The 19,995-nt window shown below is 75.4% G+C and carries 16 protein-coding genes; 9 read left to right on the top strand and 7 right to left on the bottom strand.

Features of this window, described 5'->3' with window-relative positions:
- Window positions 1-58 precede the first annotated feature (58 nt).
- The 3 genes from ACFCLZ_RS26305 to ACFCLZ_RS26295 form a co-directional block, all read right to left on the bottom strand.
- On the bottom strand, window positions 59-559 hold the full coding sequence (locus ACFCLZ_RS26305; RefSeq protein WP_380279852.1) for a cupin domain-containing protein: 501 nt from the start codon (window positions 557-559) through the stop codon (window positions 59-61).
- Window positions 560-747: 188 nt separating this feature from the next.
- Window positions 748-2,124: a glutamate--tRNA ligase gene (gltX, locus tag ACFCLZ_RS26300; RefSeq protein WP_380286289.1), complete on the bottom strand. Its 1,377-nt coding sequence runs from the start codon at window positions 2,122-2,124 to the stop codon at window positions 748-750.
- 193 nt (window positions 2,125-2,317) lie between these two features.
- Window positions 2,318-3,286: a GlxA family transcriptional regulator gene (locus tag ACFCLZ_RS26295; protein WP_380279850.1), complete on the bottom strand. Its 969-nt coding sequence runs from the start codon at window positions 3,284-3,286 to the stop codon at window positions 2,318-2,320.
- 86 nt (window positions 3,287-3,372) lie between these two features.
- On the opposite strand from ACFCLZ_RS26295, the gene ACFCLZ_RS26290 reads away from it, so the two are divergent.
- A complete protein-coding gene (locus ACFCLZ_RS26290) occupies window positions 3,373-3,996 on the top strand; it encodes a cysteine hydrolase family protein (protein ID WP_380279848.1) in 624 nt (207 codons plus the stop codon).
- Here the strand turns inward: ACFCLZ_RS26290 and ACFCLZ_RS26285 are convergent.
- On the bottom strand, window positions 3,983-4,828 hold the full coding sequence (locus ACFCLZ_RS26285; RefSeq protein ID WP_380279846.1) for an SDR family oxidoreductase: 846 nt from the start codon (window positions 4,826-4,828) through the stop codon (window positions 3,983-3,985). The two genes, ACFCLZ_RS26290 and ACFCLZ_RS26285, sit on opposite strands and share 14 nt — an antisense overlap.
- Before the next feature lie 102 nt (window positions 4,829-4,930).
- On the opposite strand from ACFCLZ_RS26285, the gene ACFCLZ_RS26280 reads away from it, so the two are divergent.
- Entirely contained in the window at window positions 4,931-5,860 is a 930-nt protein-coding gene (locus tag ACFCLZ_RS26280; protein WP_380279845.1) for a sigma-70 family RNA polymerase sigma factor, read from the top strand.
- A 72-nt stretch (window positions 5,861-5,932) separates the two neighbouring features.
- On the opposite strand, the gene ACFCLZ_RS26275 is transcribed toward ACFCLZ_RS26280, so the two are convergent.
- The 3 genes from ACFCLZ_RS26275 to ACFCLZ_RS26265 form a co-directional block, all read right to left on the bottom strand.
- The gene (locus tag ACFCLZ_RS26275) at window positions 5,933-7,387 is read right to left on the bottom strand and encodes a trypsin-like serine peptidase (RefSeq protein ID WP_380279843.1); all 1,455 of its coding nucleotides are present in this window, start codon (window positions 7,385-7,387) and stop codon (window positions 5,933-5,935) included.
- A gap of 109 nt (window positions 7,388-7,496) precedes the next feature.
- Entirely contained in the window at window positions 7,497-8,021 is a 525-nt protein-coding gene (locus tag ACFCLZ_RS26270) for a DinB family protein (RefSeq protein ID WP_380279841.1), read from the bottom strand.
- A gap of 192 nt (window positions 8,022-8,213) precedes the next feature.
- A complete protein-coding gene (locus ACFCLZ_RS26265; protein WP_380279839.1) occupies window positions 8,214-8,789 on the bottom strand; it encodes a nucleosidase in 576 nt (191 codons plus the stop codon).
- Between the two features lie 343 nt (window positions 8,790-9,132).
- Here ACFCLZ_RS26265 and ACFCLZ_RS26260 point away from each other — a divergent pair, with 343 nt between their 5' ends.
- From ACFCLZ_RS26260 to ACFCLZ_RS26230, 7 genes are all read left to right on the top strand, one after another.
- Window positions 9,133-10,515 carry a hypothetical protein gene (locus ACFCLZ_RS26260; protein WP_380279837.1) on the top strand — a complete coding sequence of 461 codons (1,383 nt, stop codon included), beginning with the start codon at window positions 9,133-9,135 and terminating at the stop codon, window positions 10,513-10,515.
- A gap of 16 nt (window positions 10,516-10,531) precedes the next feature.
- Window positions 10,532-11,518 (top strand): glutamate ABC transporter substrate-binding protein, encoded by a 987-nt coding sequence (locus ACFCLZ_RS26255; protein WP_380279835.1) that lies wholly within the window; start codon window positions 10,532-10,534, stop codon window positions 11,516-11,518.
- Window positions 11,519-11,660: 142 nt separating this feature from the next.
- The gene (locus tag ACFCLZ_RS26250; protein WP_380279834.1) at window positions 11,661-13,112 is read left to right on the top strand and encodes a hypothetical protein; all 1,452 of its coding nucleotides are present in this window, start codon (window positions 11,661-11,663) and stop codon (window positions 13,110-13,112) included.
- Entirely contained in the window at window positions 13,112-15,742 is a 2,631-nt protein-coding gene (locus ACFCLZ_RS26245) for a tetratricopeptide repeat protein (protein ID WP_380279832.1), read from the top strand. Before ACFCLZ_RS26250 ends, ACFCLZ_RS26245 begins: the two co-directional genes overlap by 1 nt.
- A 3-nt stretch (window positions 15,743-15,745) precedes the next feature.
- Window positions 15,746-17,020, top strand: a complete 1,275-nt coding sequence (locus ACFCLZ_RS26240) for a PP2C family protein-serine/threonine phosphatase (RefSeq protein WP_380279830.1) — start codon at window positions 15,746-15,748, stop codon at window positions 17,018-17,020.
- 184 nt (window positions 17,021-17,204) lie between these two features.
- Window positions 17,205-18,563: a VWA domain-containing protein gene (locus ACFCLZ_RS26235; RefSeq protein WP_380279829.1), complete on the top strand. Its 1,359-nt coding sequence runs from the start codon at window positions 17,205-17,207 to the stop codon at window positions 18,561-18,563.
- 139 nt (window positions 18,564-18,702) lie between these two features.
- On the top strand, window positions 18,703-19,896 hold the full coding sequence (locus ACFCLZ_RS26230) for an FHA domain-containing protein (protein WP_380279827.1): 1,194 nt from the start codon (window positions 18,703-18,705) through the stop codon (window positions 19,894-19,896).
- The last annotated feature ends 99 nt before the right edge of the window (window positions 19,897-19,995 follow it).

The following is a 19,995-nucleotide window of genomic DNA, read 5'->3' as shown; positions in this document are numbered from 1 at the left end:
GGTGTTCCGTGGCAGGCCGGCGGACCTCGGACGGCTTCCGCGACCGGTGGCCGGGGCCTCACACGGCGGCGGCCGCCTCCAGGGTGGCGCGCCACAGGGGGCTGTCCACGTAGTGGTTGTCGTACAGCTCGGAGGAGTCCTTGATCTCCTGCGGGCTCGCCTCGCCGCGCATCACCCGGCCGAGCAGGCGCAGGTAGTCGAAGCGCGGCATGCCCGGGGTGAAGACGAACAGGACGTCGGCCTCGGAGCCGGGCGCGGCGGCGAAGGCGTGCGGGGTGTGCGGCGGGACGAGCAGGAAGTCGCCGGCGCCGAGCACCTCGACCTTCTGGTCCAGCAGCACCTGGAGCGAGCCGCCGATCACGAAGAACAGCTCGCAGGCCCGGGTGTGGAAGTGGGCCGGGGCGCCGACCGCGCCCTTGGCGAACGTGGAGCGGTAGCTGGTGATCGGGCTGCCGTCGGTGCCGCAGTCGGCGAGCAGGGTCATCACGCTGCTCGGGTCGCTGGTGGTCTCGGCGGTGGCGGCGCGGGTCAGCAGCGGCTTCGGCAGGATGGCGTTCACGGTGGTTCTCCCCCGTCTCGGGCGGTCCCGGCTCCCCTGCCGCGACCTTGTGATGATCACTCTACGGAAGGCACCGACCCGGAACGAGGGGCATTTTCCGAGCAGAATCATGGGTCAATTCCCCTCCGGGAACGCCCGAGGGCCGCACCCCGCGTCGGCGGGGTACGGCCCTCTCAGAAGCGTTGCCGTCAGGCGGCGGCCAGGCGCTCCGCCGCCGCGTCCAGGCGGGCCAGGGTCCGCTCGCGGCCCAGCACCTCCAGCGACTCGAACAGCGGCAGGCCCACCGTGCGGCCGGTGACCGCGACCCGGATCGGCGCCTGGGCCTTGCCCAGCTTCAGCCCGTGCTCGGCGGCCACGGCCTCCAGCTCGGCCTTCAGCGCGGCGGCCTCGAAGGCCTCCAGCGCGGCGAGCTTCTCGCGGGCGGTGCGCAGCAGGGCCAGCGCGACGTCCTTGTTCTTCATCGCCTTCGCCCACGACTGCTCGTCCTGGACCGGCTCGGCCAGGAACAGGAAGTCGACCTGCTCGACGATCTCGCTCAGCACCGCGATCCGGGACTGCGCGAGCGGGGCGAGCTCGGCGTAGGCCTCGGCGTCGAAGGCCTCGGCCGGCCACGGCGCCCGGTCCGCGGCCAGGTACGGCGCGGTCGCGGCGATGAACGCGTCCACCGACAGGGCGCGGATGTACTCGCCGTTGAAGGAGCGCAGCTTCTGCACGTCGAAGAAGGCGGAGGCGGCGTTCACGTCCGACACCCGGAACAGCTGCTCCAGCTCGGCGTACGGGCGGATCTCGACGTCGTCCTTCGGGCCCCAGCCCAGCAGCATCAGGTAGTTCACCATCGCCTCGGGCAGGTAGCCCTCGGTCAGGTAGTCCTCCAGCGCCACCTTGTCGCGGCGCTTGGACAGCTTCTGCCGCTTCTCGTTGACGATCACCGGCAGGTGCGCCCAGACCGGCGGGGTGGCGCCGAGGGCCTCCCACAGCAGCTGCTGCTTCGGGGTGTTCGACAGGTGCTCCTCGCCGCGGATGACCTCCGTGACGCCCTGCTCCAGGTCGTCGACCACGTTGGCCAGCAGGAACACCGGGCTGCCGTCGCCGCGGGCGATCACGAAGTCCTCGATCGCGGAGTTCGGGAAGGCCGGCTCGCCGCGGATGAGGTCCACCACGACGGTGGTGCCCTCGTCCGGGGTGCGGAAGCGCAGCGCGCGGCCCTCGGCGTACTCCAGACCCCGCTCGCGGCAGAAGCCGTCGTAGCCGGTCTGGGCGGAGCCGGAGCGCTCGGCGGCCTGCTCGCGGGTGCAGTCGCAGTAGTAGGCCCGGCCGGCCGCGTACAGCTTCTCGGCGGCGGCGCGGTGGCTGTCGGCGTTGGCGGACTGGAAGTACGGGCCCTCGAAGCCCGGGTCGCCCTCGTGGATGCCGATCGCGGCGAGGGCGCTGATGATGCCGTCGGTCCACTCGGGCTTGTTGCGGGCTGCGTCGGTGTCCTCGATCCGCAGGACGAAGACACCGCCCTGCTGTCGTGCCGTCGCCCAGTTGTACAGCGCCGAGCGGGCACCGCCGACGTGGAACATGCCGGTGGGGCTCGGAGCGAAACGGACGCGGACGGGACGGGCTACCTCGGTCATGAAACCCAAGGGTATCGGGCCGGGGCGGGGTGCCCGGCACGCGCACCCCCGCCCCGGCGCCCGGAGCGACGTGCTACGCGGCGTCCAGCGCGATCGCGTTCTTCGCGCGCTCGACGGACTCCTCGGCCGCCGCGCCCCGCTAGGACACCCCCGCGTCGCGGCCGCGGAACGTCCGCCGGTACTCGCGGGGCGGGATGCCGAGGCGGGTGGTGAAGGGTGGGCGGAGGGAGACGGCGGAGGAGAAGCCGCAGCGGGTGGCGACGGTGTCGACGGGGAGGTCGGTGTCCTCCAGGAGGCGTTGGGCGGTGAGGATGCGCTGGTCGAGGAGCCAGCGCAGCGGGGTGGTGCCGGTGGTGGCGGTGAAGCGGCGGGCGAAGGTGCGTTCGGACATCACGGCGAGGGCGGCCATCCGGCGGACGGTCCAGGGGGTGTCCAGGGCGGCGAGGACCTCGGTGCGGACGCGGGCGAGGGGGTCGTCGGCCTCGGTGGGCTGCGGGACCGGGGAGGGGATGAACTGGGCCTGGCCGCCGGAGCGGAACGGTGCGGTGACCATCGCGCGGGCGATGGCCGCGGCCGCGCGTTCGCCGTGGGCGGCGCGGACCAGGTGCAGGCAGAGGTCGATGCCGGCCGCCACCCCGGCCGAGGTCCACAGCCCGCCCTCGCCGGTGAACAGCACCTCGGGATGGACGTCGACCGCCGGGAAGCGCCGGGCGAGGCGGTCGGTGAAGGCCCAGTGGGTGGTGGCGGGGCGGCCGTCGAGGAGGCCGGCCTCGGCGAGCAGGAAGGCGCCGGCGCACAGCGAGGCGAGGGTGACGCCGCGCTCGTGGGCGGCGCGCAGCGCGGCGAGGACGGCCGGGTCGCCGGGCTCGTCGGGCCGTTCCATGCCGGGCACGACGACCAGGTCGCAGTCGGCGAGCGCGTCCAGCCCGAAGTCCGGGACGCGCTCCAGCCCGCCGCCGAGCCGGACCCGGGCGCCGGCCGGCCCGCAGATCCGCAGCTCGAACGCGGGCAGGCCGGGGCGGCTCTCCCGGTTCGCCCAGACCTCGCCGATCACGGCGTAGTCGAAGGGCCGGACACCGTCGAAGATCACGCACCCCACCGTCCGCATGGACGGGAGCGTAGTGGCAGGATCGTATCGATGGGTGGCTCCACTGCCGCTCACCGCGCGGCCCGGGCCCGCCGCAGCATGGACGCATGACGAACACCAGCGCCCTCGACGCCCCGCTCACCATCGACTCCGACGCCGTCCTGGTCGTCATCGACGTCCAGAAGGGCTTCGAGGACACCGCGTTCTGGGGCCCGCGCGACAACCCCGGGGCCGAGCGGCGGATCGGCGAACTGATCGACGTGTGGCAGGCCACCGGACGGCCGGTCGTGACCGTCCAGCACGCCTCTCCGGCCGGCCCGCTCGCGACGGGCACGCCCGGGTACGAGCTGAAGGACTTCGTCGCGGCGATCACGCCCGACCTGCACATCACCAAGACCGTGAACAGCGCCTTCTACGGCACCCCGGACCTGCACGCCTGGCTCCAGGAGCGGGGTGCCCGACAGGTCGTCATCGTCGGAATCATCACGAATGTGTGCAATGAGACCACGGCGCGGATGGCGGGCAACCTCGGCTACGACGCGGTCTTCCCGCTCGACGCCATGCACGCCTTCGACCTGACCGGCCCGGACGGTGTGACCGTCCCCGCCGCCGAACTCGCCCGCGCCACCGGGACGGTGCTGCACGCGATGCGGTTCGCCAAGGTGGTGACCACCGAGGCGGTGGTCACGGCGGCGAAGACCGGCGAGCCGGCCGCCGTCAGCCGGTCCTGACCCGGCCGGTGCCGACCGCGGGCGCGCCCGCCGGGAAGGTCTCGGCGAGGAAGGCATCCCAGCTGCGGGCGCCCCGGTCGGCGCCGGGCGCGGCCAGGTTGACGCCCTCCCGGTAGCAGCGGCCCACCGCGCCGGGGACGCGCAGCGGCAGCGTCGGGCGGCGCTTTCCGGCGGCCGCCAGGTAGTCGCGGGTCAGGTCGCCGAGCGAGCGCACGGCCGGGCCGGCGAGGTCCGTGACCGGCCCGGCGGGCGCGTCCAGGGCCAGCCCGACCAGGCGCTCGGCGACGTCCCGGGAGTCCACCGGCTCCCAGCGGATGCCGTTGATCGCCGGGACGACGGGCAGCTTGGCCATCGCGGCCACCGTCTTGAGCGTCAGGTCGTGGAACTGGGCGGCGCGCAGCGTGCTGAAGGGGATGCCCGACCCGGCGACGGCCCGCTCGGCGGCGTGCTTGGCCCGGAAGTAGCCGAGCGGCACCAGGTCTGCGGCGATCACCGAGATCTGGACGAGGTGCCGCACCCCGGCCCGGCGGGCGGCGGCGACCAGGGTGCGGGTGGTCGCCTCGTCGTGCTTGGCGTCGCCCGCCAGGTGCAGGACCACCTCGACGCCGGCCAGGGCCGCGTCCACGCCCTCCCCCGTCAGCAGGTCGCCGGCCGCGTACGCGACGCCGTCGGCGGCCGGGCGGGGGTTGCGGGTGAGCACCCGGACGTCCTGACCCGACGCGCGCCGCAGCAGCGGCACGACGTGACGGCCGAGGGTGCCGGTGCCGCCGGTCACCAGGACGGGGGCGCCGGTCGGGTCCGCCGGGCTCGTCGGGTTCATCGGGTTCGTCATGGTCGTCTCTCCTTCGCCGGCCGGAAGCCGGGCCTCCGGTGGAGCCGTTAGGTTTCGTGGTTCCGGAGCTTTGACCGACGGCGACGAAGGAATGTGACACGGGTGGACGAGAAGAATCCGGCGGCCGGATCCGCGGAACTGTTCGAGGCGCACCGCCCGCACCTGCGGGCCGTCGCCTACCGGATGCTCGGCTCGCTCGCCGAGGCCGAGGACGCCGTCCAGGACACCTGGCTGCGCTACGACCGCACGGACACCAGCGAGGTGGAGAACCTCGGCGGCTGGCTGACCACGGTGATCGGGCGGCTCTGCCTCACCCAGCTGCGCTCGCGGGCGCAGCGCCGCGAGGAGTCCTTCGAGTCGCGGACCGAGGCGGGCGGCGACGAGCCGCCGTCGCGGATACCGGACCCGCTGATCGGGCGGGCGGACGCGCCGGACCCGGAGCAGGAGGTGCTGCTCGCCGACTCGGTCGGGCTGGCGCTGATGGTGGTGCTGGAGTCGCTCTCCCCCGCCGAGCGGGTCTCCTTCGTGCTGCACGACCTGTTCGCCGTGCCCTTCGAGGAGATCGCCCCGCTGATCGAGAAGACGGCGGCCGCGACCCGTCAGCTGGCCAGCCGGGCCCGCCGCAAGGTGCAGGGCCGGGCGCCCGCGCCGGACCGGGACCTCGCCCGGCAGCGGGTGGCCGTCGACGCGTTCTTCGCCGCCACCCGCACCGGGGACCTCGACGCACTGCTCGTCGTCCTCGATCCGCAGGTGGTCCTGCGGGCGGACGGCGGCGTCGGCCGGGAGCGGCGTGCGGTGCTGCTCCGGGGCGCCCGGACGGTCGCGGGGCAGGCGGTCATGTTCCGCGGCCTGTCGCCGTACGCGCGCCCGGCGCTGGTCAACGGCGCGGCGGGGGTGGTGGTGATCGGCGCCAACGGCCGGCCGGTGTCCGTGATGTCGTTCACCGTGGTGGACGGCGTGATCGTGGCGATCGACGTGCTCAGCGACCCGGACCGGCTGGCCGCGCTCGACCTGGCGGCGTTCGGGGACTGAGCCGGGGACGCACCGAGGACGCCGCCCCCGCGCACCGGAAGGGTGCGCGGGGGCGGCGGGGCCGGGAGGGCCTCAGCCCTTCTTGGCGATGAAGTCGTACGCGCCGGCCGCGACGTCGTCCAGGTACGGGCCGGCCTGGAACTTCGGGTCGCCGGTGTGCTTGCCGACCGAGACGTTGCTGACCAGCGCCGGCTTGCCGTCCTTCACCGCCAGCCAGCCGCCGCCGCTGGAACCGCCGGTCATGGTGCAGCCGATGGCGAGCATCGGCGGGCGGGCCGGGTCGTACGACAGCCGGGTCGGCTTGCCGCTCTCGCAGCGGTTGAGCTCCATGCCGTCGAACGGCGGGGCCGCCGGATAGCCGTACTCGATGATGCTCAGCTGGTCGCGCGGGGCGTTGAACCAGACCGGCACCGCGCCGCCGACCGCCTCCTCCAGCGACTTGCCGCCGTCGGCGGGCTGCACCCGGATGATCGCGAAGTCGTAGTGGGTGGCCGGGGAACCGCCTTCGCCGCCCTCGGCCTTCCACTGCGGGGAGGTCACCGCCTGGGTGGCGTTCCAGACGCCGTACGGCGCGTACTTGGCCTCATCGGCCTGCTTGCCGCCGCTCAGCGCGCCGGTGCTGTTGAACGCCGGGATGAAGGAGATGTTGCTGTAGTACGCGCCGCCCTTGCCCTGGTGGACGCAGTGGCCGGCGGTCCACACCAGGTTGCTCCGGCCGGGGTGGGCCGGGTCGGCGACCACGGTGGCGGAGCACTGGTAGTGGTTGAGCCCGGCGGCGGCGTCGGCAGCGCTGCCCGGCTTGTCGGCGAACAGCTTCCCGTGCACACCGGGCTTGGTGTACGGGTGCGGCAGGGGCTGGGCGTTGACGGTCCTGGGCAGCGGGTCGTTGCCGTTGTCGGCGGGCTGGGCCGGCGGCTGGGTGGGCTGCGCGGGCTGGACCGGGGCCTGCGACGGCTGCGCGGGCTGGGCCGGCGGCTGGGCCGGCGGGTCCGGGGCCTGCGAGGCCGGCTGCTGCGTGCTGGACGGCTTCGGCGGCGCGGGCGGCGGCGCCGTCGGGTGGCCCGGCTGGGTCGGCTGGCCCGCCGGCGGCTTGCCGGTCGGGGCGGCTGTCGGCGCGGACGGCGCACCGGGCTGGGTCGGCCCACCGGGCTGGGCCGGCGGCTGGGTGGGCTGCGCGGGCTGGGTGGGCTGGGTGGGCGGCGCCGGCGGCGCGATCGGCTCGTCGGGCTTCGCCTTGAGCAGCTTGTCCAGCGTCCAGAAACCCTTGGCGGCGGCCGGGAGGGCGTAGTCCTTCGCCCACTTCTCCCAGTCCTCGAACTTCCACTTCTTCAGATCGTCGAGATTGGCCGGCAACCCGAGGTTCGGCCCCGCGCCGGCCGCCGCGGTCACCGCGGAGTCGGCCGAGCTGTTGTCGGGCCCGCAGGCGGCGGTGGTGAGCAGCGTCAGTGCGAGCGCCGAGGCCCCGAGGGCCGTCCTGGCGGTGCGCACGGCGAGGCCGCGGCCAACATTTCTGTCAGACGATGACATGTACTTCTGTTCCCCCTGTGTGAAAAACACCCGGCGCCGCCGGAGCGGCGCCGGGTACTGCGCGGGGGAGTATTCCACTGCCCGTCAGCGGTGCGCCCACCCGCCCCCGTCAGCGGCCGACCGAGCCGTCCAGCCGCTCGCGGAGGATGTCGGCGTGACCGGCGTGCCGGGCGGTCTCCTCGATCATGTGCACCAGCAGCCAACGCATCGACGGCGCTTCGGCGTTGGGGCGCAGCGAGCGCACTCCGGGACGGTCGAGGCGGTCGGCCGCCGAGGTGATCACCTCATTGGCACGGGCGATCGCCGCCCGGTACGCGGCGACCGACTCCGCCACCGTCTCGTCGCCCGGCGAGGGCGCGTCGTCGTCCCAGGGCTCGACGTCCTCGCCCCGGTAGGCCCAGAGGAACCAGTTGAGTTCGACGGCGGTGAGGTGGCGCACCAGCCAGAGCAGGCTGGTCCCGGAGGCGACGCCGGGCCGCCGGGCGTCCTCGTCCAAGAGCCCCTCGGTCTTGGCGATCACACAGGTGCGCAGGTAGTCCAGGAAGGCGAGCAGCGTGCTGTGCTCGTCGGCGTTGATCCCCGGCGGGCGCAGATCGGCGCGCCCTCCGGTGGCGGTGGCGGTGTCATCGGTCACGCCCGCCAGCGTAGGACCCGCCTCCGGCCCCCGGTCATGCCCGCGCGGGTTCGGCCGAATTCGGCCGTCCCCGATGAACCTGCATCGCCCACGAATTGACGAACAATCACGCAAAGGCCCGGGTGTCCCGCCCCGGACCGGGCCCGGTGGCGGTCCTCCCGCCACCGGCCCCGTCCGGCGTCGGCCCCCGGTTCACCAGCCCTGGGAGTGCAGCCAGTCGGCGAGGTGGCGGGCGCAGTCGTCGACGGTCTCCCGCCAGGTGTGGCCGGCGCCGTCGCCCGCCTCGTCGCTGACGTGCTTGACCAGGCGCACCGGCAGGCCGGCGCGGTGGGCGACGGTGGCGACGGCGTAGCCCTCCATGTCGACGAGGTCGGCGTGCTCGGCGAGGCGGTCGCGGGCGGCGGGGTCGGAGACGAAGAGGTCGCCGGTGGCCAGCACCGGCCCGTCGCCCTTGCCGACGACCAGCGGGGCGCCGTAGGTGCGGCCGGTCAGGGCGAAGAGGGCCGGGGTGTCGATGTCGTGCTGGATCACCTGGGTGACGGTGTGGGTGCCCTCCCAGCCGGGGCGCAGGGCGCCTGCGGTCCCGAGGTTGACGATCTCGGAGGGGTGCGGGCCCCCGGCAAGGACGGTGGCCAGCGCGGCGGCGGCGTTGACCTTGCCGATGCCGGTGAGCAGCACCGGCAGGTGGCCGCCGAGGTGGGCGGCCTCCTCCCGGACGGCGACGACGAGCAGCGGTCGGTCGGCGGAAATCGTTCCCAGAAGACGCATGCCGCCATCGTACGGAGGGCCCGGCCGTCGGACCGGCGTACGAACCGCCCGGGCCGAAATGTGCGGTCGGGTGTGCCGCCGGCGAAAACGGACCCCAACCCTCCGCAACGCCCGGGAACCGCGTAGGGTGCGTGCCGCGTCGACCCGTTCGCCCCCGCTCCGCGCCTCGGGAGCGACCCGGACCGGGGGGACCGGACATCACGCATCACGGTGGGGACGCACAGCTCAAGATCCGCGCAACTCGGGTGTGGCCGCCGGAAGTGACGGCCATACTGCTGGCAACGGCCGGGCCCCGGAGACGGAGGGCGGGCCACTGGGGAGGGGGAGGCTGGTGGCGACACCGGTGCGTATCGAGAGTCCGGGACCGCCCGCGCCGCGGTCCGGCGGCACCAAGGCGGTGGTCCGGCGGACCGGGCCGGTCGCCCGGCTGGGAGAGGCCACCCGGACGGCGCCGGGACGGCTGCGGCTGGCCGGGGCGCTGCTCGCGGTGCTGACCCTCGCGTTCGGCGCGCTGACCGCCGCCCAGCTGAACTCCCGGGCCGGGGCGGCCGAGCGGGTGATCGGCTCCAGCCAGCCGCTCAGCCAGGCCGCCGCCGACATCAACCGCTCGCTGGCCGACGCGGACGCCACCGCGGCGACCGGCTTCCTGCTGGCGGGCGCCGAACCGCGCGCGGTCCGGGAGCGCTACGAGCAGGACCTCAGGACGGCCTCCCAGCTGATCGCCGAGGCGGCCGCCCGCACCACCGCCTCCTCGGGCCTCCAGGAAGTGCTCTCCACGCTCAACCAGAAGGTGCCGGTGTACGCGGGGCTGGTGGAGAGCGCCCGGGCCAACAACCGGCAGGGCTTCCCGCTCGGCGGCGCCTACCAGCGGTACGCCTCCGAGCAGATGCGCACCGAGCTGCTGCCGGCCGCCGCCCGGCTGTCGGCCGCCCAGAACGAGGTGCTGGCCGACGACCTCGCGGACGCCCGGGCCACCCCGTGGGCCGGGTACGCGCTGGGGCTGGTGGCACTGCTGGCGCTGGCCTGGGTGCAGCTGACGCTGTTCCGGCGGACCAGCCGGGTCTTCAACATCGGACTGCTGGCCGCCTCCGCGTCCGTCCTGGCGGCGGTGCTCTGGCTGACCGTGAGCGCGACCGGCGCCGGCTCGGCGCTGGCGCGCGGCGAGCGCGAGGGGGGAGCGCCGCTGCGGGCGCTGAACGCGGCCCGGGTGGACGTGCTGACCGCCCGGCTGGCGGAGAACCTGCACTACGTGTCGCGCGGCTCCAGCTCCACCTATTCCAAGCTCTGGTCGACGACCACCGGCGGGCTGTACAGCACCGGCACCCCCGAGCACGGCGGCACCTCCGGCACCCTGGCGCAGGCCCGTGCGCTGGCACCGGCCGACGCCCTGGCCACGGTCGACCAGGCGCTGCGCGACTACCAGCAGTGGACCGAGCGGCACACCGCGGCGACCGCGCTGGAGAACCAGGGGGACTACCAGGCCGCGCTGGACGCCACCGTGACCGCCAAGGAGGCGGACGCGCCGAGGACGGCCGACGCCGCGTTCAGCGCCGCCGACCGGGAACTGGCCCAGGCCGCCGTGCTGGAGGAGGGCCGGTTCCGGGACGCGGCGCTGGGCGTCGACGAGGACCTGCGCACCGCCGCCGCGGGGGTCGCGGCCCTGGGCCTGGCGGCCGCCGCCGCGGCGCTGGGCGGCCTCGGCCGGCGACTGGCCGAGTACCGGTAGAGGGGGGACGGACGAGATGGGCACGATCACGAACCGGGGACGGGGCCGCGCCACCGCGCTGCGGGCGGCCCGGACGGCGGCCGCGCTGGCGCTGCTGGCCTCCGGCGCGCTGGCGCTCGGCGCGGGCGGGCCGCAGGACGGCGGCGCACCGCCGCAGGTGCCGCTGGCCGCACAGCAGGACCAGCAGGAACAGATAGGACAGTCCGGTCAGGCGGAACCCTGCGACCTCTACAAGAGCGTCCCGCCGAGCACCGAGGACGGCCCGGCCGTCAAGGCCATCAAGGCCCGCCGCAGCCTGGTCGTCGGCATCGACCTGAACAGCTACCGGTGGGGCTCGCGCAACCCCAACACCGGTCAGCTGGAGGGCTTCGACATCGACCTGGCGCGGGCGATCGGCACCGCGATCATGGGCGACCCGGACAAGGTGGTGTTCAAGGCGGTGCCGACCGCCGACCGGATCAAGTACATCAAGGAGGGCCGGGTCGACATCATCGTCCGCACCATGTCGATCACCTGCGAGCGACTGGCGGAGATCGCCTTCTCCCGGCCCTACTTCACCACCAGCCAGCGGGTCCTGGTGCCCAGGACCTCGCCGGCCAGGAGCCTCGACGAGGCGCTGAACGGCACCACCGCGTGCGCGGCGACCGGCTCCTCCGCCCTGGAGGAGCTGAAGACCCGCCCGCTCAAGCAGCTCGTCCCCGTCGAGAACAACCTGGACTGCCTGGTGCTGATGCAGCTGGGCAAGGTCGACGCGACGATGACCGACGACGGCCTGGCGGCCGGCCAGGCGGCCCAGGACCAGACCGTCAAGGTGCTGGACGGCGAGGTGCGGCCGGGCGTGATGGGCGTCGGGATGCTGAAGGACAGCACCGACCTGACCGCCCGGGTGAACCAGGTGATCAACGACTACTACGCCAGGGGCGCCTGGCGCGGCGCGTACGACAGCTGGCTCAAGCCGTACCTGCTGGACGACGCCGACCGGCACTGGCCGGCACCGCGGTGACGACCGGACGGGCGGGGGCGACGGCGGCGGCGCGGGCACGCGTTAGGGTCGGTCCGGCGGCCGCCGGGGCCGGAAGCGGTCCCCGGGGACGCGAAACGGAGCAGATGGCGGGAGCGGAGCAGGTGGAGGAGGGGAGAGAGCGATGGCGGCTTCGGCCGGCCCGGTCCTGAGCCGGGAGGAGGTGGACCGCGCGCTGGCGCGCCTCGGCGCGGAACGCGACGCGGTCGAATCGGCGCTGCTCTCGCTCCAGGACCACCCGGGCCTGCGCCTGCTCGACGGCGCCGACCTGACCGGGCGGACCCAGGAGCGCTGGGCCGTCGTCGGGCAGGGCCTGCCGATGCTCTGGGCGCTGTTCGACCGCTACTCCGAGGCGCTCGCCTCGGCCCGCGCGGTGCGGGCCCGCAAGCCCCGGCCGGGCGGCCCGGAACTCGCCGAGCTGAGCGAGCTGCTGACCGGCGACGCGGTCACCGTGCCCGGCGGCGCGCCGGACGGCCCGCAGCGGCTCGGCGCACCCGCCCGGCTGGTCGAGCGGGTCAGCCTGGACGGGCTGATGGACCGGATGAACGCCTGGTACGCGACCGTCCTGGAGGTGGTCTCGGCGGCCGACGCGGTCTGGACGGCGCTGCCCGCCCGGATCGACCTGCTGATCGCCGAACTGCGCCGGGTGCAGACCCTGGCGGCCTCGCTCGGCGTACGCGTCGGCGGCCATCCGCTCGGCGACGACCTGGACGCGCTGGACGCCGACCTGGGCGGGCTGCGGACCGAGGTGCGCAGCGACCCGCTGGCGCTGTGGCGGCCCGCCCGCGTCCCCGCGCAGCGCGGCACGGTGCCGGACGGCGGCGCGCTGGCCACGCCGTCGGGGGTGGTGGACACCGAGCGCTTCGACCTGGCCGGGCGGGCGCTGGACGGCGTCCGGCTGGAGCTGGAGAACCTGCTGCGGCTGCGCGACGACGCCGAGGAGCGGCTGCAGGGCGTCGGGGACCTGCTGCAGCGGGCCGACGCCACACTCGCCGAGGCCCGCCGGGCGCGCGGCGAGGTGCTGGCGAAGATCGCCGCCACCGAGGTGCCGGCCGTCCCCGGCCCGGCCTCGGCACTGCGCGAACGGATCGTGGTGGCACTGGAGTTGCGGCAGAGCGGGCAGTGGTACCGGCTGGCGCCGCTGCTCGACGCGCTGGAGGACGCGGCCGCCAAGGAGCTGGCCCGGGCCCGGCAGTCGCTGACCGAGGTGACCCAGCCGCTGGCCGTCCGGGCCGAGCTGCGCGGACGCCTGGACGCGTACAAGGCGATGGCGGCCCGGCTGCGGGTCGCCGAGGACCCGGAGGTGGTGGAGCGGTACGAGAAGGCGCGCTGGCTGCTGTGGAGCGCGCCGTGCGACCTGCGGGCGGCGGCGGGCGCGGTGGCCCGCTTCCAGCAGGCGCTGCGCCCGGCACCGGGCGGGCCGGACGACGGGGCCGCAACGGGCCCGGCGGACCTGGTGGACGCGGTGGACGCGGTGGACGCCGCGGACGGGACGCAGCAGGGCGGGGCGTGGGCCGGCGGGGAGCCGGCCGACGGACAGGCTGTCGACGGACGGGTACAGGGGGGCCGAGGGTGATGGGCGAGACGTGCGTGCGGCCGGAGTGCGGCGGCGCCGGGACGATCGACGCGGACGGCTACTGCGACGAGTGCGGGCTCGCGCCGGAGGGCACCTCCTCGGTGCGGACCGCCACCGGGACCGGGTCCACCGGACCGAGCACTACCGGGCCGAGCGCCACCGGACCGGCGTCCGCCCCGGCGGGCGAAGGCGACCCCTGCCCGCGCGACTGCGCCGGGACGGTCGACGCCGACGGCTACTGCGACGAGTGCGGCCTCACCCCGCCCGGGGTGCCGGCCCCGCGCTCGGCGACGAGCGGCTCCCCGACCAGCGGCTCCCGGGCGTACACCTCCACCCTGGAGATCGTGTTCGACCCGGACACCGGCTCGGCCCGCGCCTCGGCCCGCAGCGCCTCGGCCCGCTCGCTGTCCGGCCGCTCCCGCTCGCACCGCTCGACCCGCACCGGCAGCGGCCGCTCGGTCTCGGTGCGCAGCAGCCGCGGCAGCGGCACCGCCAACCGGCACCGCCTCGGCGCCGGTCTGGTGACCGTGCCGACCGTCCCGGCCGCCGACCCGGCGCAGGCGGTGCTGGAGAACCCGGAGGTGCCGGAGCGCAAGCGGTACTGCTCCAAGTGCGACGCCCCGGTGGGCCGGGACCGCAAGGGCACACCGGGCCGCCCGGAGGGCTTCTGCACCAAGTGCGGCACCCCGTACTCCTTCACCCCCAAGCTGCGCCGGGGCGACCTGGTCGGCGGGCAGTACGAGGTGGTCGGCTGCCTGGCGCACGGCGGGCTCGGCTGGATCTACCTGGCGGTGGACCGGCGGGTCAACGACAAGTGGGTGGTGCTCAAGGGCCTGCTGGACACCGGGGACGAGGACGCGCTGGCGGTGGCCGTCGCCGAGCGCCGGTTCCTGGCGGAGGTGGACCACCCGAGCATCGTGCGCATCATCAACTTCGCCGAGCACCCGGACCTGCGGACCGGCGCCACCGACGGCTACATCGTGATGGAGTACGTCGGCGGCAAGTCGCTCAAGGACATCGCCAACGAACGCCGCGCCGCGGACGGCCGGCGCGACCCGCTACCGGTCGAGCAGGCGATCGCGTACGCGCTGGAGGCGCTGCCCGCGCTGGGCTACCTGCACCAGCGCGGCCTGGTCTACTGCGACTTCAAGATCGACAACGCGATCCAGAGCGGCGACACCCTCAAGATCATCGACATGGGCGCCGTCCGCCGCTTCGACGACGACGGCCCGATCTACGGCACCATCGGCTACCAGGCGCCGGAGATCGCCACCGACGGCCCCTCCCCCGCCTCCGACCTCTACACGGTGGCCCGCACCCTCGCCGTCCTCAGCTTCGACTTCCAGGGCTACTCCACCACCTACCGGGACACCCTGCCCGGCCCGGAGTCCGTCCCGGCCTTCGCCGCCTACGAGTCCTACTACCGGCTGCTGGTGCGCGCCACCGACCCCGACCCGGCCCGCCGGTTCGCCTCCGCCGAGGAGATGGCCGACCAGCTCACCGGTGTGCTGCGCGAGGTGCTGGCGCTCCAGGACGGCCGCGCCAGGCCCGCTCCCTCCACCCTGTTCGGTCCCGAACTGCGCGTCGTCGACACCGAGTTGGTGGCACCCACGGTGCGGCCCGGCGAACTGCGGCTGACCGGCGTCGACCCGGCCGCCGCCGCGCTCGCGCTGCCCGTCCCCCGGGTCGACCCGGCCGACCCGAACGCCGGCTTCCTCGCCACCCTGCTGGCCGCCGACCCGCATGAGGCGCTGGCCGCGCTGGACGGCGCCCCCACCGACTCGGTGGAGCGCCGGCTGCGGGCACTGCGCGCGCTGCTCGAACTCGGGCACGGGCGGCAGGCCGCCGAGGCGCTCGCCGCGCTGGAGCAGGACCACCCGGACGACTGGCGGGTCGTCTGGTACCGCGGCCTGGCCTCGCTGGCCGCCGCCGCCGACCCGGACACCGCCGCTCCGAAGGGCGCCGGCCCCGAGGGCGGGGCGGACCCGCGCGCGCAGGCGCTGCGCGCCGCCGCCGAGGCCTTCGACGCCGTCTACGACGCCTTCCCCGGCGAGGCCGCCCCCAAGCTGGCCCTGGCCGTCTGCGCCGAACTCCTCGGCGACGGCGGCGACGCGGCCGAGTTCTACCGGCTGGTGTGGAGCACCGACCAGAGCTACCTGAGCGCCGCCTTCGGGCTGGCCCGGGTCCGGCTCGCCGGGGACGACCGGGCCGGCGCGGTCGCCGCCCTGGAGTCCGTCCCGGCCACCTCCAGCCAGTACACCGCCGCCCGGATCGCCGCCGTCCGGGCCCGGCTGCGCGAGCGGCCCGCCACCGACCCGCTCGGCGCCGACCTCGGCGCGAGCTCCGAGCAGCTGACCGCGCTGCGCCTGGACGACCGCCGCCGCGAGGAACTCGCCGTCGAGGTGCTCGGCGCGGCGCTCGGCTGGGTGACCGCGGGGTCCCCCGGCGGGACCGGCCCCGGCCGGACGACCGGCGAGGTCAGCGTGCTGGGACGGCCCGCGGTGGAACGGGAACTGCGGTTCGCCCTGGAGCAGTCCTACCGGGTACTCGCCCGGTTGGCCGACCGGGCCGATACCAGGATCGAGATGGTGGAACGGGCCAACCGGGCCCGTCCCAGGACGTGGGTGTAACAGATGCCGCAGCAGACCGTGTGCCAGAGCTGTGCCGAGCCGATGGACCCGGAGGACGTCTTCTGCGGCTCCTGCGGGGCGAGCCGGGACGGCCGGCCCGCCCCCGGTGCGATGCCGGCCGGCTGGTCCGCCGCCCGGGCGGCCGCCGACGGCGAGGACCACCCGCCGACCCTGCCCAACACGCCCGCCGTGCCCGCTCAGGGCGGCCAGGGCGGCCAGGGCACGCCGAGCGCGGCCGCGTGCGTGCACTGCGGCCTGCGCCAGGTGACCGCCGACGGCTACTGCGAGGGCTGCGGCGGCGCCCAGCCGCGCCCCCGCGACCACATGGAGAAGGCGCTGGCCGGCGTCGCCGGGGTCAGCGACCGCGGTCTGCGGCACCACCGCAACGAGGACTCCTTCACCGTCGCCGCCACCTCGCTGCCCGGCGGCGAGCCGGTCGTGGTGGCCGTGGTCTGCGACGGCGTCTCCTCCTCCGACCGGCCCGACCAGGCCTCCGAGACCGCCGTCGACGCCGCCTCCGAGTCGCTGCTGAGCTCGCTGGAGGCGGGCACCGCCCCGACCACCGCGATGCGCCGGGCCATCGCCGACGCGGCCGACGCGGTGGCCGCGCTCGCCACCGACGGCACCCGGCCGATCCGGCCCGACGTCAACGCGCCCGCCTGCACCTACGTCAGCGCCATCGCGGCCCACGGCCGGATCACCATCGGCTGGGTCGGCGACACCCGCGCCTACTGGATCCCCGACGACCGGGTCGCCGCCGAGCCGTTCCGGCTCACCCAGGACGACTCCTGGGCCGCCCGGATGGTCGAGGCCGGGCTGATGGGCGAGGCCGAGGCCTACGCGGACCCGCGCGCCCACGCCATCACCGGCTGGCTCGGCGCGGACGCCGAGGAGGTCGTGCCGCACACCCTCGACTTCACCCCGCACGTCCCCGGAGTGCTGCTGGTCTGCACCGACGGGCTGTGGAACTACGCCGAGGCCGCCACCGACCTGGCGTACTACGTCCGGCCGGACGCCCGGACCGAGCCGCTGGCCGCCGCGCAGGCCCTGGTGAAGTTCGCCGTCGCGGCCGGCGGCCACGACAACATCACCGTCGCCGTGCTGCCGATCGACCCGCCCCCGGCGGCCGCGGCCGGCGCGGCGGACGACGAGGAGTACGACCCCACCCTGCCGGACATCCCGGTGATCGGCTCGCCCGCCGCCCCGCTGCCGCCGCTGCCCGCGGTCCCGCCGCCGCCCGCCGTGCCGCCGCGCCCGACCGTGCCCCCGGCCCGCTGACCGGTCCGCCCCGCCGGGGCCCGTGCCCTCCCGGGCGCGGGCCCCACCACGACTCCGCCCCAGCACGCCCCACCCAGCACGCCCCACCACGCTCCGCCCCGTGCCCCGCCCCCTCGCGCGGCCACCCACCTCCGAGCACAGCAGCCCCCGCACCAACCGACCACCCGACGGGAGCCACCGGCCCATGGCAACACTGGCGAAGCCGAACCTGCCCAGGTTCGACGTGGAGATCTTCCAGAACGAGTACCTCCCGGACGGCGCCCGCGAGGTGAACGCCATCGTCACCGTGACCGCGACCGGCGGCGGCACCTCCGGCGGGCGGCCGCTCGGCGTCGCCGACGCCGCGCCGGGCGGCGGCGCCGGACAGTCCGCCGCCGTGGTGATCCTGGTGGACTGCTCCGGCTCGATGGACTACCCGTCGAGCAAGCTGCGCGGCGCCCGCGAGGCCACCGCCGCCGCCATCGACACCATCCGCGACGGCGTCGCCTTCGCCGTGGTCGCCGGCACCCACGAGGCCCGCGAGGTCTTCCCCGGGGACGGCACCCTCGCGGTCGCCTCGGCGGAGACCCGCGGCCGGGCCAAGGAGTCGCTGCGCCGGCTCACCGCGGCCGGCGGCACCTCCATGGGCACCTGGCTGACCAAGGCCGACCAGCTCTTCCTCACCCGCCGCGACATCCCGATCCGGCACGCGATCCTGCTGACCGACGGCAACAACGAGCACGAGACGGCCGCCGAGCTGGAGCGCGCGATCGAGCGGGTCACCGGCCACTTCACCGCCGACTGCCGCGGCGTGGGCACCGACTGGAGGGTCGAGGAGCTGCGCCGGATCTCCTCCGCGCTGCTCGGCACCGTCGACATCGTCCCCGAGCCGTCCGGCCTGGCCGAGGACTTCCGCTCGATGATGGCCGGCGCGATGAGCAAGCAGGTCGCCGACGTCGCGCTGCGGATCTGGACGCCCGCCAACGCGGTGGTCAGGTTCGTCAAGCAGGTCGCCCCCGCGCTGGAGGACCTCACCGACCGCCGGTCCGAGGCCGGGCCGCGGGCCGGCGACTACCCGACCGGCTCGTGGGGCGACGAGAGCCGCGACTACCACGTCTGCGTGGAGGTCCCGGCCGCGTCCGTCGGCAACGAGATGCTGGCCGCCCGGGTGAGCCTGGTCCTGCCGCCGTCGGTCGCCGGGGGGACGCCCGAGGTGCTGTCGCAGGGCCTGGTCAAGGCGGTCTGGACGGACGACCTCGCCTCGTCCACCCGGATCAGCCCGCAGGTCGCCCACTACACGGGCCAGGCGGAGCTCGCCGCGGCCGTCCAGGAGGGCATGGAGGCGCACCGCGCCGGGGACGTCCACCGGGCCACCGCCAAGCTCGGGACCGCCGTCCGGATCGCCCACGCGACCGGGAACGAGGGCACCTTCCGGCTGCTGCAGAAGGTGGTGGACGTGGTGGACCCGAAGGAGGGTACCGTTCGGTTCCGTAAGAACGTGAGCGAGGCCGACTCGATGATCGTCGAGACCCGGTCGACCAAGACCGTCCGTGTGAAGAAGTGACCGCCGAAGCGCCGACCGGGCCGCGAACCGGCCGGGCTCGGCCCCGGCCGCGCTGGAATTGAGGGGGGACCTGATGCCGATCTGCCCGAGGGGCCATGAGTCGCAGGCCGAGGACTGGTGCGACTTCTGCGGATTTCCGATGACACCGCCGCAGCCGCAGCCGCAGCCCGGCGGGTTCCCCGGCGCGCCGGGGAACCCTGGGGCGCACGGCACACCCGGCGCTCCCGGCGCGTCGTACGACCCCACGCTCCCCCCGGGCGCGCTGCCGTCGCCCGGGACGGTCCCGCCGCCGCCCCCGGGGGCCGTGCCACCGCCCCCGCACGCGGCCCCGCAGGGCTTCCCCGACCTCACCGAGGGCCTGGCGGTCTGCCCGATCTGCCGCAGCCCGCAGACCGGGCGGTTCTGCGAGGAGTGCGGGTACGACTACGACCTCTCGGCGCCGCAGCGCGCCCCGCAGGCGTTCCCCGCCGCCCCCGCGCCGCCGCCCGCGCCCGCCCCGCTGAACATCCCGGCGGCGTACGGCGGTGCGCCGCAGGCCCCGGCCGCCCAGCACCCCGGCCCGTACCCGGGCCAGCACGCGGGCCCCTATCCGGGCCAGCACCCGGGCCAGCACCCCGGTGGGTACCTCGGCCAGCACCCGGGCGAGGCCCCGCCGGTGCCGCCGCAGCCCACCGCGCCCGCCGGCTACGGCTACCCGCCGCCGCCCCACGCCCAGCAGGCGCCGGCACCGGCCCCGGTCGAGCCGTCGCCCCCCGGACACCCGGGCCCGCACCCCGAGCAGCCGTACGGCGCGCCGCAGCCGCGCGAGGACTCCGGGCCGGTCTACGCCCAGCCCGGCCCGGCCCGGCGCGGCGACGAGTTCGGCACCTCGTTCCACCTGGCCCCGCCGACACCCCCGCAGGGCCCGCCCGCCGAGCCGGTGCGGACCACCTGGTTCGCGGTGATCGCGGCCGACCGCGACTACTTCACCGCCATGATGACCCGCAGCGGTCCGGAGGCGGCCGGCCTGTTCTTCCCGCCGTACTGCCCCGAGCGGCGGATCCCGCTGACCGGGCGCGGCCAGCTGCGGATCGGCCGGCGCAGCCAGCACCGCGGCACGGTGCCGGAGATCGACCTCTCGGTCGCGCCGGAGGACCCGGGCGCCTCGCACCAGCACGCCCTGCTGGCGGAACAGCCGGACGGCAGCTGGGTGCTGGTCGACCAGGACTCCACCAACGGCACCACGGTCAACGGCGGTGCGGAGCCGGTCGCCCCGCACACCGCGATCCCGCTGAACGACGGCGACCGGATCCACATCGGCGCCTGGACCACGATCACCGTCCACCGCGCCTGACCCCCGGGATCGGCCCGCGCTTCGACACCGTTGTAAAACTGATCATCAAATGATGCTTGGACAACTCCCCATGACGGCCTGCCGCCCCTAGTCTCAGTC

The organism is Kitasatospora purpeofusca, assembly GCF_042691725.1.
GTDB classification, from domain to species: Bacteria; Actinomycetota; Actinomycetes; order Streptomycetales; family Streptomycetaceae; genus Kitasatospora; species Kitasatospora purpeofusca_B.
This window is presented reverse-complemented; position numbering and strand designations above follow the sequence as displayed.